Origin of the sequence: Mycoplasma sp. HS2188 (assembly GCF_025209835.1) — a bacterium.
Taxonomy (GTDB): Bacteria; Bacillota_I; Bacilli_A; order Mycoplasmatales; family Metamycoplasmataceae; genus Mycoplasmopsis.
The window spans coordinates 1-15,831 of record NZ_JAOAOI010000012.1 but is presented as its reverse complement, the minus strand read 5'-3'; the positions used below and the strand labels follow the sequence as shown (position 1 = coordinate 15,831).

The 15,831-nt window shown below is 27.2% G+C and carries 9 protein-coding genes; all 9 read left to right on the top strand.

Annotated features, from left to right (window positions below):
- Positions 1-99 precede the first annotated feature (99 nt).
- The 9 genes from N1F73_RS03295 to N1F73_RS03255 all read left to right on the top strand — a co-directional run bounded on the left by N1F73_RS03295 (position 100) and on the right by N1F73_RS03255 (position 15,621).
- Positions 100-1,032 carry a hypothetical protein gene (locus tag N1F73_RS03295; RefSeq protein ID WP_260360100.1) on the top strand — a complete coding sequence of 311 codons (933 nt, stop codon included), beginning with the start codon at positions 100-102 and terminating at the stop codon, positions 1,030-1,032.
- A gap of 14 nt (positions 1,033-1,046) precedes the next feature.
- Positions 1,047-1,376 carry a hypothetical protein gene (locus N1F73_RS03290; RefSeq protein ID WP_216505733.1) on the top strand — a complete coding sequence of 110 codons (330 nt, stop codon included), beginning with the start codon at positions 1,047-1,049 and terminating at the stop codon, positions 1,374-1,376.
- A 17-nt stretch (positions 1,377-1,393) separates the two neighbouring features.
- On the top strand, positions 1,394-2,644 hold the full coding sequence (locus tag N1F73_RS03285; protein WP_260360099.1) for an Mbov_0396 family ICE element transmembrane protein: 1,251 nt from the start codon (positions 1,394-1,396) through the stop codon (positions 2,642-2,644).
- The gene (locus N1F73_RS03280; RefSeq protein WP_260360098.1) at positions 2,631-5,459 is read left to right on the top strand and encodes an Mbov_0397 family ICE element conjugal transfer ATPase; all 2,829 of its coding nucleotides are present in this window, start codon (positions 2,631-2,633) and stop codon (positions 5,457-5,459) included. The genes N1F73_RS03285 and N1F73_RS03280 overlap by 14 nt, the downstream gene beginning before the upstream one ends.
- Positions 5,460-5,467: 8 nt before the next feature.
- Entirely contained in the window at positions 5,468-6,385 is a 918-nt protein-coding gene (locus N1F73_RS03275) for an ImmA/IrrE family metallo-endopeptidase (RefSeq protein ID WP_260360097.1), read from the top strand.
- A gap of 28 nt (positions 6,386-6,413) precedes the next feature.
- Positions 6,414-11,588: a hypothetical protein gene (locus tag N1F73_RS03270; RefSeq protein WP_260360096.1), complete on the top strand. Its 5,175-nt coding sequence runs from the start codon at positions 6,414-6,416 to the stop codon at positions 11,586-11,588.
- Position 11,589: 1 nt separating this feature from the next.
- Complete coding sequence (locus tag N1F73_RS03265) at positions 11,590-11,934, top strand: hypothetical protein (protein WP_260360095.1); 345 nt, start codon at positions 11,590-11,592, stop codon at positions 11,932-11,934.
- A gap of 191 nt (positions 11,935-12,125) precedes the next feature.
- Positions 12,126-13,964 (top strand): hypothetical protein, encoded by a 1,839-nt coding sequence (locus N1F73_RS03260; protein ID WP_260360094.1) that lies wholly within the window; start codon positions 12,126-12,128, stop codon positions 13,962-13,964.
- Between the two features lie 448 nt (positions 13,965-14,412).
- Positions 14,413-15,621 (top strand): Mbov_0401 family ICE element transposase-like protein, encoded by a 1,209-nt coding sequence (locus tag N1F73_RS03255; RefSeq protein ID WP_260360093.1) that lies wholly within the window; start codon positions 14,413-14,415, stop codon positions 15,619-15,621.
- Positions 15,622-15,831: the final 210 nt, after the last annotated feature.

Below are 15,831 nucleotides of genomic sequence, written 5' to 3'. Positions count from 1 at the left end.
AGAGGGATATAAAACAAAGTAGGTAGAAATACCTATTTTTCATTTTTACCTTAGGGGTTTTTGGAAAAGTACTAGAAATAGTCGTTTTAAGGAGCCTGTATGCTGTATAAAATTTGAAATAAATCCCAATATTGCACGAATTTTTTCGTGTTCTATAAGAAATTCAATAAAAAACCTAGTGCATACGACGCTTCAAAAATGAATCGCCTATTTCATGAAAACGTGGTAGAAAAGAATAAAAAACTGAAAACTATGAAATTAGCAACATTAACGGAAGCCGTTTCACAGAATAAAAGTTATATCTGTTCTACCGGCGAGAATACAAGATTTGTAAATATTGATATTGACGCTAATGCCTTTAAATTGTTTCGAACTATGTTAAGGTATTACAATCAAAAATTTTCAAAAAACGAATTAAATGATAAATCGCAACCTGAAATGCTTTTTTTAAGGTATTTTTTACCGACTTTTCACTATGAAACAAATTCATCGAAAGGTTTGCATGGAACAAAGGTAAGATTAGTTTATGCTTTTGATAGATTAATTTCAAAAAACGAGCTGACTTTAATAGTCGAAAAACTAAAAGGCCTTATTTACGGTGTTTTTGGAGCAATAGTAGATAACGCATCAAAAAATATTAAACAAATATTTTATGGAACTATTAAGCGTGTGTTTGTTAATCAAAATGTCAGAATCTATAATGCCCAAAAAATGATAGAAGTATTAAACTATGTTTTAAATATTTTAGCGATAGAGGTAAAAACTTCCAGCATTCTTAAAAGTTATGAATCAGGAATCAGTAAGGTAAGCAATAATTTATTCGAAACTCATGATTACGATGAAGCTTTATGAATGTATGTTGCACTATATCATCTGAATTTGCAACATTTGATTATCACAAAACCCAAATGAATTAAAAAATTTGAGCAAACGATGAAAAATCGACCATATTTCAGAGTAAAACACAACACAAAAGGATATGAACTACTTAATAAACTATTAAGAAAGGAGAATGTAATTAATGGAATGTAAAAAGGACTTAATTTATGATAAACAAAATTTTAGCTGATAGCACTAATTCGTCTTCATCGAGCTTACCGACCGAAATTAGTAAATCTGTAACCGGTGGATTTCAAACAATTTTAGCTGCGATTACAGTCCCTGCTATATTAGTATCGTCAGGTCTTTTGATTTACTTATGTATTATGCTTGCAAAAAGATTTTTACAACTTTCAAAAGTCAAAGTTGATGAGTACAAAATGGAAATTAAAAAGCTTTGATGATATATAGCAGGTGTTATTATATTGTTTTTAGCAATAGTATTCCTAATTACAATGTCAGCAACAAATTGAAGTATTTTAAATCCTAGAGGTTAATTTTCGAATAGTAGAATATGCAATTCCTAATTAATAAAATAGCTTATGGTATATTTAGTGCTCTTTGATATATACTTGTGTTTCTTCCAGGTTGAGTATTACATATAATTCACACAACCGTAGAGTTTATTGCTTTAAAATTACCGATTTTTATTTTATTTGGCGGATACACTATTGATTTTAACTCAATCTTCTTATACAGGTTTTTAACCATTATGTGTATTTCAATAGTATTTGTTATCGGAATAGTTATGTATCGACTTTTCCAAGCACACAAAAGCAGTGAAAATATTCTTTTATTCAAAGATTCATTTAAAAGAGCAGTAGTGGCTGTTTTACTAATGCTGGGTATTCCTATCGGAATCTGACTTATGATGATTTTTTCAATAATATTATTTGATTTCATAAAGTCAGTTATGATTAACAACCCACATGAGACAATAAGTAATTTCATATTTAAAGTGTTAGAACCAAGCTGAGAAAACGCTTCATCAGGACATAGAGCCTGAGTAAATGTGCAAAATAACTTTCAAGCACTCTCGTTTAGCGATTGAAAAAATATGAAAGGTAGTTCAATTTTATTAGTTATAAAATTGTCCTTATCTTTACTAGCAATACTTTGAGCAATTATGCAACTTTTTCTGCGAGTTGTTAAAATCGCAGCATTTGAATTTGTTTATTTATTATGACTTCCCGTGTCTGTAGCACAAGGTGTCAATGATAATGGCGAAACACTGAAAAAATGATTTGCTAAATTTACTGAATGTATATTGTCAAGTTTTATTATTTTAATATGTCTTTTATTGTTTTTGTTTTTAGTTGATTCGGCTTTTATCCAAGTACCAAAATTACTATCAGAAATTATTAAAATAGACGGTTTAGAATCGATTAAAAATAACGTTTCTTCTATATTATCTGTATCAATTTTAATTGGTATGTCATTCGGTATTGAGTCAATGGTAACAAGGTTAATGCATTTCTTTAATTTAGATGAATTTGCGTCATCGCCAAAGCTTAAATTCAAAAAAACAGCTAACAACAAGCACACAAAAAACAGTGCTTTATCTGGAAAATCATCTCAAAAATCAATTAGTAAAAGTAAAAACACATCTAAGAAAGGAAACCAAGTTATTACAAATAAATCAGGTCTTAAGAAAAATAATGTTGGCACTGGTTCATCAACAAAAAACCAAAACATGCTGAGTCCGTTTTTCTTAAAAATTTTCGAGAAATTGAAAGGATTAAAGAACGATAATGCTACAAGCTAAGCCGCTTAAAAAAACGAGATTTAATATTTTTAGAAACATGGCCTGATATGACTTATTATTATTCATTGCTCTTGCTATATTAGTATTTTTAACAATTATTTTTGGTTTTCCTTTTCTCAACATCTTATACAAAATAGCCATTCCGTTTACCTTTATTCCAGTGATAATGTTATTGTTTTTGAATGTTAAGAATACCAACTATAAGGTTTATCAAATTTTTTGAGTTTGACTTAAATTTATTAGTTCTAAAAAGAAATTTAAAAACAAAGAGATAAATGACTTAATGGTTTTCAATACTATTGACAGTAATGCAATTTTAAAGACCCATAAATCAGCAAAAAGCAATGGTTTATATGCAAAATTATTGAAGCTAAACGGTAATTCCATTTTTAAATATGATAATTTTCAACAAGAGCAATTACTAGCATCATTAGCAACTAATTTAGGTAACATTTCAAGCTCAGTAAATATTATTAAAATTAACAATAAAGTTGAATTTAAGCAAAATTTAATGACAGTTAATGAAAAACTTAAAAAATATAAAGATATTGAAAGTCAAAAATATTTAAACGCAAAATATTTAGACATTGACTTATTGAAAAATCAAAATTTTCAGGAATATTATTTATTAGTTTATGGCAATAGTGAATTTGAGATGAACGAAAATATCTCAAATATCAAATATGCTTTTGAAAGTGCTAATTTCACAATTTTCGAGCAAAATGAGATTGAAACTGTGTTATTTTTCAGTAATTTTTATAGTTTGGGGAAAACATATGATGAGATTGAATTAAAAATCTTAAATTTCAGTGAAAGCAACGAAATACCATTGTTAGATTTATTGGATTTCAGAGAAGTTGAATTTGCAAAATCACATTTTAGGTTAAATGACTGTTTTTTCTCAATGCAAGCAATTAATGAATTTGACTATGAAGTTGAAAATGGTTGGGCTAATACAATCTACGCATCAGATTCAAACGTAATTATAAATTTAAACAAAATTTCGTTTGCAATAGCCGAAAAACTTTTAGAAGGAGCTAATAGAAAAATAGGTTCACAAGCAAGCGAAACTTCTTATCATTTGTTGAGAGATAAAAAGAATCAATATGAATACGAGATTTTCAATAATTTGATTGATGATATTGTTAAAAATCAAAATAAACCGCTATTTAATGTATCTGCATATTTACTAAATAAAGCAGACAATTTAGAATCATTAAAAGAAATCGAAAAAAATAATGATAATAACGCCCGAAAAGAAAAAATAAAATTATCAAAATTTCATTACGAGAATTTTAAAGCATGAAATCAAGCACAATTACCGGCTACCGACATATTAAATATGGAAAATCAAGCACTGCCAGAGTTGATTGCTTATTCATGACCTTGAAATCTAGAATTTTTAAATGATGACAGTGATTTTATACTAGCAAAATCAATAAATGATGATTCCCCAATTTTCTTTGATTTGTTTCATAGAAATAGGAATCGTAGAAACAATAATGCGATTATTATCGGAACATCAGGAAGTGGTAAATCAACTTTAAGTAAAAAAATGCTTTTGAATGAGTATTATGACAACGCACAAGTTATAATCATCGACCCTCAAAACGAATATAAGAAAATATGCAAACAAGTCAGTGGTCAATGAATCGACTTGAAAGATAGTGGTGAAACAATTATTAATCCATTAGAAGTCCAAATTAATGAATTTGGTGATAATACAGTTAAAATCGAAAATATTTTAGATAATCATATTGACTTTACAGGCGAGTGATTCAAAATTCTCTTTGGTGATTTAACTAAAACCGATTTAATCATCATTAAAAACGCTTTAAAAAGGCTTTATGACAAGAACAATTATTACAAAGTTCAAAATATCAATGAATTAAGAAAAGTTGAAGAATGACCAATAATTGACGATTTAATTAATGAACTCGAATTAACAAAATTCGACTCCGAGGCAGAAAGAAAAATCTATGAATATCCTTTGGTAAAAATATTGAAAGAATTTAGATTCTTTTTTCAAACTCAAAGAAGTAATAGAAATATCTTTAATGCTAAGTCTAACATTAATTTGAATAATAAATTTATTGTTTTCAATGTCAAAAAACTTCTAGCTCAGCAAAACCAAAATTCAGCTTTAGCTCAAATTTTCTTATTGCTGAAAATCATCAATACTAAAATAAGTATTAATTCAATTGATAAAGCATATTTTAAAACGGTTTTATTTATTGATGAAGCTCACTTTGCGTTAAAAGATAATACCCCTGAATTAAGAGAGTTCATTATTGATACGACCAAAACAATTAGAAAATATAATGGTTCAATCATTTTGACCACTCAAAACGTTGTTGATATATCAGCTAACGCAGCCAAAATTCTCGGTAATATTCAATACTCATTATTTTTTAACTGCAAACAAATTGATTTAGATTCAATCCAAAATTTGTATAAGACAAATCAATCATTAACTGAACAAGAGCTTAAATTTATTTCAAACGCTAAAACAGGTGAAGCATTGATGTTTTTAACAGAACAACAGCATTACCAAATTAACATTCATTATAACGATTTTGAAAAAGATTTATTGTTTGATGACTTTACAGCTTTCAAAAAACATATAAATAATCTTAAATTTCAAATTGAAAGTATTTTGAATAGAGTTCAAGAGAGTGAAACAAAAGACGAATTAAAATCTAACTACATAAATGAAATTAACGCATTCGAAAATAATTTATCAACATTTACAACATATAAACAATATCTTGCTTTTCTCATTCAATTTAAAGAAAATTTAATTAATGTAATTTAAGGACATAAATGAGTACAAAACAAGAAAAGAAACAAGAATTTAAAGAATTAATTCAACAAATTGACTATGAACTTAATGAGTTTAGTTTAGACCCTCATAAGTGAGATAACTTTTTACCGTGTTTAATGAATAAATACTCTTTAAGAAACAATTTAATCATTGCCAAAAACCACGCAAGCATAGTTAAAACAATCAATGCTTGACACAAGGTTGGCACAAAAGTTAAAAAAGGTGAAAAAGCCATTTGACTTCTTTCGCCAAATACTGCCAGATTTATTGAAGTTGAAGGTAAAGAAATACTTTACAATAAAGCAACTGAGGAGCAGAAACAAAATAATAAACCATATACAAAAATAATTGGTGGATATAAACCTTTTCCAGTATTTGACATCACACAGACAGAACTAAAAAAAGAAGAGTACCCAGATGATTACTTTAAATACTATAAATTTATTGAAAACAATGGTTATGACATCACAAAAATGGAGAACTTATTTGATTATCTAATAAGTAGAGCTTATGACATTTACGGTATCAATGTTAAATATAAAAATACTAAAACAATGCACGGTTATGTTAATAATGAATTAAAACAAGTTGTTCTAAACGAAAGTGCTTCTTTAAGAAATAATATTCAAACATTTTTACATGAACTATCGCATTTCATTTTAAAACACGATTACAAAAAAACATCAAGACCTGTTTGTGAATTTGAAGCTGAATTAGCAGGTTATTTAGTAGGTTCTGCTTTAGGAATAAAAGATAAAGAAACAAGTCTTTCGTATGTTAAAGAATGAACTGATGATTTGAAAATATTAAGTGAAAAACAAAGATTAAAGTCAATAGAAAAAGCAATTTCCACTTATAAACAAATCTTTGAAGAATTTGAATTAACAACTTTTGCAGATAAATATGAATTTTATTAAATAGTAAAAAGCAAAAGGAGGGTAATATATGAAATTAAAAAAATTATTACCTACAACAATAACAATAATACCCTTAACAACGCCATCAATATCCGTGGCGTTTATTAATACTATTAATTTTCCCTTATATCAAGATTTTGATATCGTTGTTGATGAATATGCCAATAACCCAGGAGTTATCGAAACAATACAACAACTTTTTCCAAATAATTTAGTTATCGACGAATCCGAACATCCTTATACAGGCGGAATCTCATATAGGTTCGAACGGAGTGAAAATACATTCAATTTATTGAGAATTGATTCACAATTTATCACTAAAAACACTATTAATTTAACCTCTTTACCACCGAAATATAAGAATAAATCTTTTGATGCTTTTTGAACCGATTTTAAACGTGAAATCACTCCTTTCCTAATCTCAAATAACGATATTTTTAATGTTTCAAATGACACAAAAAAACCACTATTTATCGAAAATGGTGTATTAAGTAATTTCGTTATACACAAGAAAGTGCAAATTCAAATAGATAAACCGCTTTCACCTGGCCCTTGAAAATTTTCTGATATGTTCGAATATCAATCTGATAGCTACTATTTAAACCCAGTTTCTAGCAAAAACGCTATGTGGGTCGTAGATAGAAACCATCAACAAAACGAGCACCCAGACGAGAGTTTAACAGTACTTGACGGCTCTTTGACTATCAAAAACAATGAATACTGACCATCGATATTGAGAATTAATTTTAATGACTTTGTTTTTCAACGTGATAATCAAAAAAATAATTTTTTCCTATCATGAACCCAAAGTCAAATTAATGACTATATAGAAAAGCATGTAAATAGTCTTTATAAACTTAATTTATGAGAACAAATTCAACCAAAATTACAGAATTTTAACGATAAATACTTAGTCAAAAATAATAACGATATTGATTTAACGGTTGTAAAAAATAAACTTACTTTTAGCACTACTATTTCTTATTTAGACGAAGATGATATTAAAAAATATGTATATGACCAGTGACTTAAATTTAACGGTATTACAACACAAAATAATCAATACTATTTGGAAGTGGAATTTGATGATTATGTAGATTTTGTTAATAGTTTTGGGACGGAAATCGAAAAACAAAACATATATAAAAAACTTATAAGAAAATTTGGAACAACGAACATTACCATTGCAGTAGGCCCTAAACCTAACGCAATCATAAGTTATAATTCATTGCCAAATCAACAAACAAAAATTAATTTAATCCCAAAACTCCAAACAAATGATTCTAATAAATACTGGTGAAATAGATTCAATATAAACATACCTTATGTAGAAAATAACACCAACTATAATAGAAAAATATTCAGTTTAAAATCTGGTGTATCTGTACCTTCACCTGATAATGAAGAGCAAACCGAGCAATATACGATTAGCAGATTAAATAGCGATGATTTGACATTGCTTAGCCAAGCGATTATTACGCTTGTTTTAAGCCCGAAAAGAAATGAAGAGTTAATTATTAATGATAATGTTATTCCCGTCTCTCTTACTGGTTTTAAATATCAAATAAAACCTAATGATAAAAAAATAAAAATACAAATAAAAGTGTATAGCACTGAGTTAAAAAACGATGTTAATGTAATAGACAAAAACAATTTTAATGTTTTCACAATCACGGAAAATCTATTCGGAGATATCGGCATTAGCTCGACTTTTGATGAAATCGAGTTTAAAGCACATAAATGAAACCCTAGCACTAATTTAGAACAAGCACAAAAAATTAATCCTTATATCATTGACTCAAATTTTAAAGAAGTTAAAGATAAAAATGATTTATTAATTCCTAACCCTGACTATGATTATAAAATTTCTCCTGAAACGGGTATTTATGAACAAATATGAACTTTAAATAGCACGTTATACACCTTAATTGATGATTTAAAACTATGGCCCTCAATTGCAAAGCTAAATGAGCAAAAACTAATTGAATATTTCGCAGAAGAAAAGAACTCCGTTATTGCTAAAACTATTTTCGCTGATAGTGGATTGACAATGAAATTCAATAAAGGTTTTAATAAAATTGACGTTTTTTATTTAGGTAATGATATTGATAGCATAAAAACAAATAGAATACAACATTTCAAACTTTCAGTAAATAGCCAAGAAACGCTTTATTTTACAACACCGAAAGGAGAAGGATGATATTTATTATCTGGCGAACAAAAAACAGGTCTAAATAAATATTATTTAATATATCAAACAAACGAAAAATTTAAACAAGGCGAACAACAAAACATAATGGATAGAGCATTTGCTAAATTTAAAGACCTTAATATGGTTAATGATATAAATTCATCAAAATATTTCATTTCTTTCAAGGAATACATTAAAGATAAATCGCTAGATTTTCTTGCTCTTAAGTATTCAGATTTGGTAATAGAATACGAGAATTTTCTACTTTATAATAACATTACATTTAATGAGAACTTTAAAAATTTAAAAGAACAGGAATTTATCAGTGATTTTGAGAAATACTTAATCGATAATCAAAAATTCAAAATTACAAATTTACCAGAAATTAAAAAAATTAGTCAAAACAGTGGAATGGTTTATATTGAGTTTGATAAAGACATTAGAAAAGCAAAAAACATTAAATTGCTTTATGAATTAAACGGAGCAATCATTGAAAATAATTATAAAAAATTATTTAATAATCACACTGCTCTCTTTGATTTTAGTAGTCTAAATTCTAATGAATCGGCCAAAGTTAAATATTTACTAATTGATAGGGACAAATTAGAATCAAGTAAATTACAGATTAATATCTCGGCTAATATTACTGAACCATTTCAAGAGTCAAATGATTTAGGCAGTACTTTAGCAGAATATGTACCGAATAACTACGAGAAAAAACCTGAATTGAACCAGTTCAAAGATTTACTAATTGAATTTATTAAGTCAAAAATGCAAAATAATATTGATAAAAATATTTACAACTATTTAAATTCATTTCCGATTGAAAATATTGAACCTGAAAAATTTACTTATCTAGATGCAGAATCAGATAAAAATGTTAGTGTAAATCAACCTAATAAGGACATAAATGAATATCAAATAGAGTTTAATTTTAATTTAAATCCCAATACAACAATTATTAAGTTTGTAAAACAAAATGATAAACATATTTTAAACCTAACGAATTGACTTAAAACAAAGGGATATCAAGTTAATTGACCTATAAAAATTAATCTTAATTTTGAAAATATTAAGCAAAAATTAAGTTATCGAACAATGAGTGATTGAAGTTTAAATTCTAATGAACTGAAAGACTTCATTTTAAGAAATATAACAAGCATTGAGCTTGATGATAGAGTTTATGTACTTAATGACTCGCTTAACTTAAATGGTAAAGATATTTTAATCAAAGATATAGTTGATAACATCAAAAATGTATATTTAACATTTACTGATGATAATTTATTTGTAGATATAGAAGGTAATATTGAAATAAGTGATGAAAAATTAATTATCAGTAGGTCAAACTATAAAATCGAAGCTAATTGAGCTCAATATTCAAACCCTTTAGATTTTTATAAACCTAGTGCTTTGTCGTATGATGGACTAAATATCGAGCAAATAAAAGAGAAATTAAATTCTCTTGATTTGTTGAGTAATTTTGAAATGAATACTGTTTTTGAAGACTTAAATTATGACCTTAATTTTGAGTATCTTAAAGACTTTCTGGTGTTAAATTTATTGAACGATATTGACATTCTCGCTACTGACGAATACACCCGATATTTAACCGATGAAGAATTAGAGGCAGATGATAAAAAACTTGTTAAAAATATTAAATTAATTAACCCTAACAACAATTTTATTATCGAACATATTATAAATGAAGTGAAATCTGAACAACTCGTTAGTGAAGAAGATATAGATTTTAATAAATCATATGATGAAGTAAAAATATCATTAAAAAACACCTTAAACGATAAATACATAGAATTAGAAAAGAAATATGAATTGATGAAGCGTATTATCAAACATTGATATGAAAAAGCAAGTAAAACAATCACTATTTCAAATCACAGTAAAACTATGTATAAGATGCCTATTGATGCTCTTTTATCGCAAATGGATTCATTCGAATTTGTTATAGACGATAAACAATCAAACGATTATTTTAATACTGTAAACGATTTTTTTGAACGCAAAAGAGTTGAGCTTGCATCAATAAAAAATAATCCAGAAAAGTATAGATTTAACGGAAAAGCTATTAAAAACTATGAACGCTGATTAGAATTTGGCTTATCACTAAATGATTCAATAAAAAAAGATATTTTATACAATTTTTGAAATTTTTTAGAAACACAAGCGAATAAATTAAGCAAGAATAAAACTGAAAAAGTTAGATTGTTTGCTCATTTTTACACAAAACTCGATATTGAAAATGTTATTAATAATGTCTTAAACGGAATTAAATTACAATCAAGTGAACATATCCTCTCGAACGAAAAGCATAAATCGCAAAATATTTATAATAACGTGAGTCTAAATGAAAAATACTATCAATACGATATGAATATCATTTTAGTATCGCCTTTAGATTCAATAACGGGAGAATATTCATTAAACACAATTATATATAGCAATATAAACCCAAAACAAATTGATGAAAGTCAAACTAATAACGATGTTCAAAACGATGAAAGAATTGATATTAGAGCATATAAGTTTAAAGATATCGACTTTATTATCGAAAATGAGTACTTAAGTGAGTTAAAAAACAAATTTATCAGAGTCATAACATCTAATATTTTGAATGTATTTAGCTTAGATGACAATACAAAATCTAAAATTTTTAATGATTTGATAATAACTAAATTTGACGACAAATTCTTTAATAGTATTTTCAATCAAAAAGACATAATAGTTGATAAAAACGGTAAGAAATACTACAAAATAACAAAAAATATAAAATTAAATGCTAAACAAGTTTCGGCCATAGTTTTTGGAGAAAATGCATTCAATGTTAATTTCTACATCAATATTAATTTCAAACCTGATGCAGAAGCTAAGGAGGTTAAAAAGAAAAAAATTATTTGAATTAGTTCTGCCATAGTAGCAATTCTTTTTGCGTCTGGCATTATCACAACAATTAGTGTGTTAAACAAAAAACAAAGAAAGGTTAAATTATTTTAAAATGAACTACAACAAATTATTAAAATCAAAATTTTCAAAATTCTGAATAATAGGGGCAACATTAGGCATACTTGTTCCCTTTGCGATTTTTGACTTAGTTTCAAGATGAAAGAGCTTTGATTTATATCAAGCTTCAGTGGTAATAACTGCTATAACTATAATAAGCATTCTTGCGTTAGTATCAATAGTTTTTCTAATTGCTCGTGCTATCATTACTTTACGCAAATCTAAATTAGAAAAACAACTATATTTTTTAAAATTAAACCAAAATCCCGATCAAGATAAAATTAAAGAAATTGAAACTAAATTAAATTCGATAATAAGCAAACACTATCAAAATCGATAATTTATCGATTATATAGGATTAAATATTTAAAAAGTTGGCACTAACCAACTTTTTAAATAGACGCAAGCAATATTAAATAATTATGAAATAAACTCACATATAAGTCAATATGAGACGATGAATAGATTATTTGGAGCATTATTTTATATATAATTAAGATAATAAACAATATAAAAATTAAGGAAGTTTATATGAAAATAAAAAAACTTAGATTAGCCTTACTTTTAGGCTCACCATTTATTTTGACTCCGGCGATATCGGCGAGCTGTTTAGACCGAGTCAATGAAATCTTAAACAAAAACAGACTTGGAGTACCAGAGAAGAAAAACCCTGATGTAAAAACTTCAGAGCCTTCACAAAAAGATGAACCTGCACCAGAAAAATCATCAGAACCTAATAAAAACAGCGATACCAGTCCTAAAAGAACTCAATTAGAAATTATTAATGATTTTACTGATATCTACAAAAATAAAACTATGCTAGACCTTGCACCAGCAATCTTCAATGAACCTGGAATTATAATCGCAAGGTTCCAACCTAAACCTTTTGCTCAAGCAATGGATGTATGAACAAAAATGTTCAAACACGCCACCACGCAGTTAAGATATTCTGGAAATAAAAGATTTTATGACTATGTTTTACAAGCAGATAATTTTAAAGAGAATTTAAGAAATAGATTACTAAGGTTGGATGATGTAAGTTCCGGCTCGTTTTATTCTAACAACTATCGAACAACAAGATTAGGCGAAGAATGACGAGATTACATTACCTATGATTTGAATAAATTCATTGAGTTATATACTGATTTCTACGAACAAAGAACTGCTGAATCTGGATTATGGTTTGGAATAGTCCCTGTTGATATGGATGAAGAAGAAACAGAGATAGTTGATAATTATAGTGCCGCCGCAAAAAAAGCTAACTGATGAATTGCAAAGGGCAATATTGAAGCAGAAGCAGATGACCAACAACCTAGAATACGATACAGCGATATGTTTTTAGTGTCTAAATACTTTTACGAAAGAGCAGATAGACATTTTCTACAGGAAAGAGTTCTTTTAGACAAAACAACAAACAAAAGATTAGCATTAGACCCAATTCCTAATAAGAGTGCAAAAGACAGCGATTACTTCAACGCTTGATACAACTTTAAATTCCCGTTTGATGCAAAGAAAAATACTAATATAACACGTGATTACATAGGTGCATTCCCACCAACTGCTCAATTTTTTTCAGAAAATGGTTGAACACCAAACGAAATGTATAACAACGAGTTTATTCAAGCCCCATTTAAAGACATTCAAAACTCACACATAAACGCAAACCAACTGAAATTATTAAAATCATTCCTACACTTTAAAACAATTCTAACATTACTTAGAAGAGACCGTTCTACACCGTTTTTAGAGCTATTAGACGATAAGAAAAATGAAGAATTACAAAAATTCTATCAGGACAATGGATACGCTGATTTTACTGACTTTATTAACTCTTTTATCGCTAATACCAAAAACATTATTGACCCAACAATTTACCTTAATTTCATCGATGAATTTGGCAAAAAACACTATTTCTACGATGAATGAAAAGAAAGTATGGGGAATGCTCGAATTAATCATTTACAGCCATCAAATCAAAGACAATTCTATTTATTTGCTCTAAACCTATACAATAAATTCCTTATGCCTTTAAATTACTTACTAAATGATGCTGACAATTTCAGTTTTTCACCAGATAACATATATGGAAAATCTTTAAGAGCGGGCGAACAAAAATCGTCATTTAAAATGGATTTATACAATAAATTCTATGAACCTGTATTCGGTAAAATTGAAAAATTAGAAGCTAATACAAACGAAGCTAAAACAAACCTAGCTAAAACAAAAATTAAGAGCTTTATGGAACATAATTTCATTAAAGAAAGAGATAACACTGATAAGAATTTATTATTCATATACGACATTCAAGCAAAAGACATTACAGGTATAAACTTCAATGATTTTTGATTTAACCCAAATAGCAAGTCTTAATATACTTCTATTAATTCGCATAAATTAAAAATAAAAGTCTATACTTTAGGTTATATAGATAAATAGACAATCAATCAACTCTCATACCGCATTTAAAAATATATTGTAAATACGCATTTTTATTAAAATATTGAATGAATGCGATACTAATTGTTTGACCTCAATACAGTTGGTATTTTCTTCATTTTTCCCGTGAATAATGTATTATGTAGATACAGGTCATAAAGACACTGTGTATTATGTAGAATGCAGTTGTAAAATGCTGTATAACATACATATGTGTGATATAAGTGGAACAACCGACTTGCGAGCATTGCCACACAACAAAAAATAAGGTTGCTTTAGAAAACGAATGACAGGAGCTGTTGTTGGCTATCGACCTGTCATTTTTTTATTGCGAAAAGTTGCGAATAACACGTTTATGTGTATTTTAGTAAAATTTAGATATATGAACAATAAAATTAATGAATTAGAATACATCAACGAGTTATCTTGCAATGAGATAACCAAACTATCAAACGAATTCAAAAACTCAATTGAAAGAAAACAATTAAAATTAAAGATTAATAAAACAATCATCAGAAAAATTATTGGCCAAAATCGAAAAATATATAAATTTGTTATTTATGAATATTACCGTTTTGTGAACAACAAGAAACAGTATTTCAGATACTACCCAGAAAAATATAAATATTTATTTAGAAAACAATATGATACAAAGTTAATTTTTGATAACTTCAATAATTATTGCGGTCTAATAAGAAATAGATTTACACAAGTTAGTTGAGTGTTGTGTAAATACTATGCTAAAAAATTAAATTTATTTGAAAACATGAGTTTTAAAGACTCGTTTAATAAGACCTATGCAACAAAAATATACATTCATATCGATGATTGCTATGGAAAATCAAGAGAGAACAGCAAAATTTATAAAACTAATGCAAAGATAATAAAAATATTCAGTGATACAAACAAAAAACCACTATTTATATATGAAACTTATACATCAAAAGATCCAAAAAAATTAAGCAATGATTCTCGAGCTTCATTACTTTTAAAAATAATCGAAAAGCACTATTATACTGACAAAAACACACAAATATACCTTCTTAGCGATGGTGCAAAATACTTTAAGAATTTAGCTAAATTATTGAATGCTAAACACATCTATGATTATTATCATTTTAAAAAACGCTTTGGGGAATTATTCAAAAAACCATTTTTCATTTTTGACTCTAAAATGAGAAAACAAAAGTTGTATATAAATAATTTAAGTGCGAAAGATTGAATTTTACAAGCTATTAATGATAAAAATGAATTAGTTAATAGATTAAACTATTTATCTATTTTTTACTTTGCTAATAAAGAATCAAAAAACAATATAAAATCATTTATAAATTTTGTGTTAAGAAATTGTAAGGAATATCAATTCTATATCGACAATATTACCTGCGAAGCTGAATCTTCAGTTAGTCTTTTTAAATCATTTTTTGCCAAGAGATATTCTATTTATAGTATGAAAACGATTCTTGAGCTAATTAAATTAAATAATTCTCATAATTATGAACTAATTGATATAAACGACTTTGCAGATGGCGAAGACCTTACATATGAGCCGTTAATGATGTCGAACAACTATAAATTCACAGCGAGTTAATTCATTCTTTTTTTGCTCCCTATAATATTACGCGCGCACGATAAATATATTTTAATATATTGCTTTTCTCCTATTAAGGAGTTAGAGAGACCCCCCCATATATATAAACAGAGAGCCAAAAGAAAAGCAGTTTTTCAAATTTTAATCGCCTGGAATGGTGTATAATTGAATTAACAAAATGTATATTACCTGCTAACATTTTATACCCCC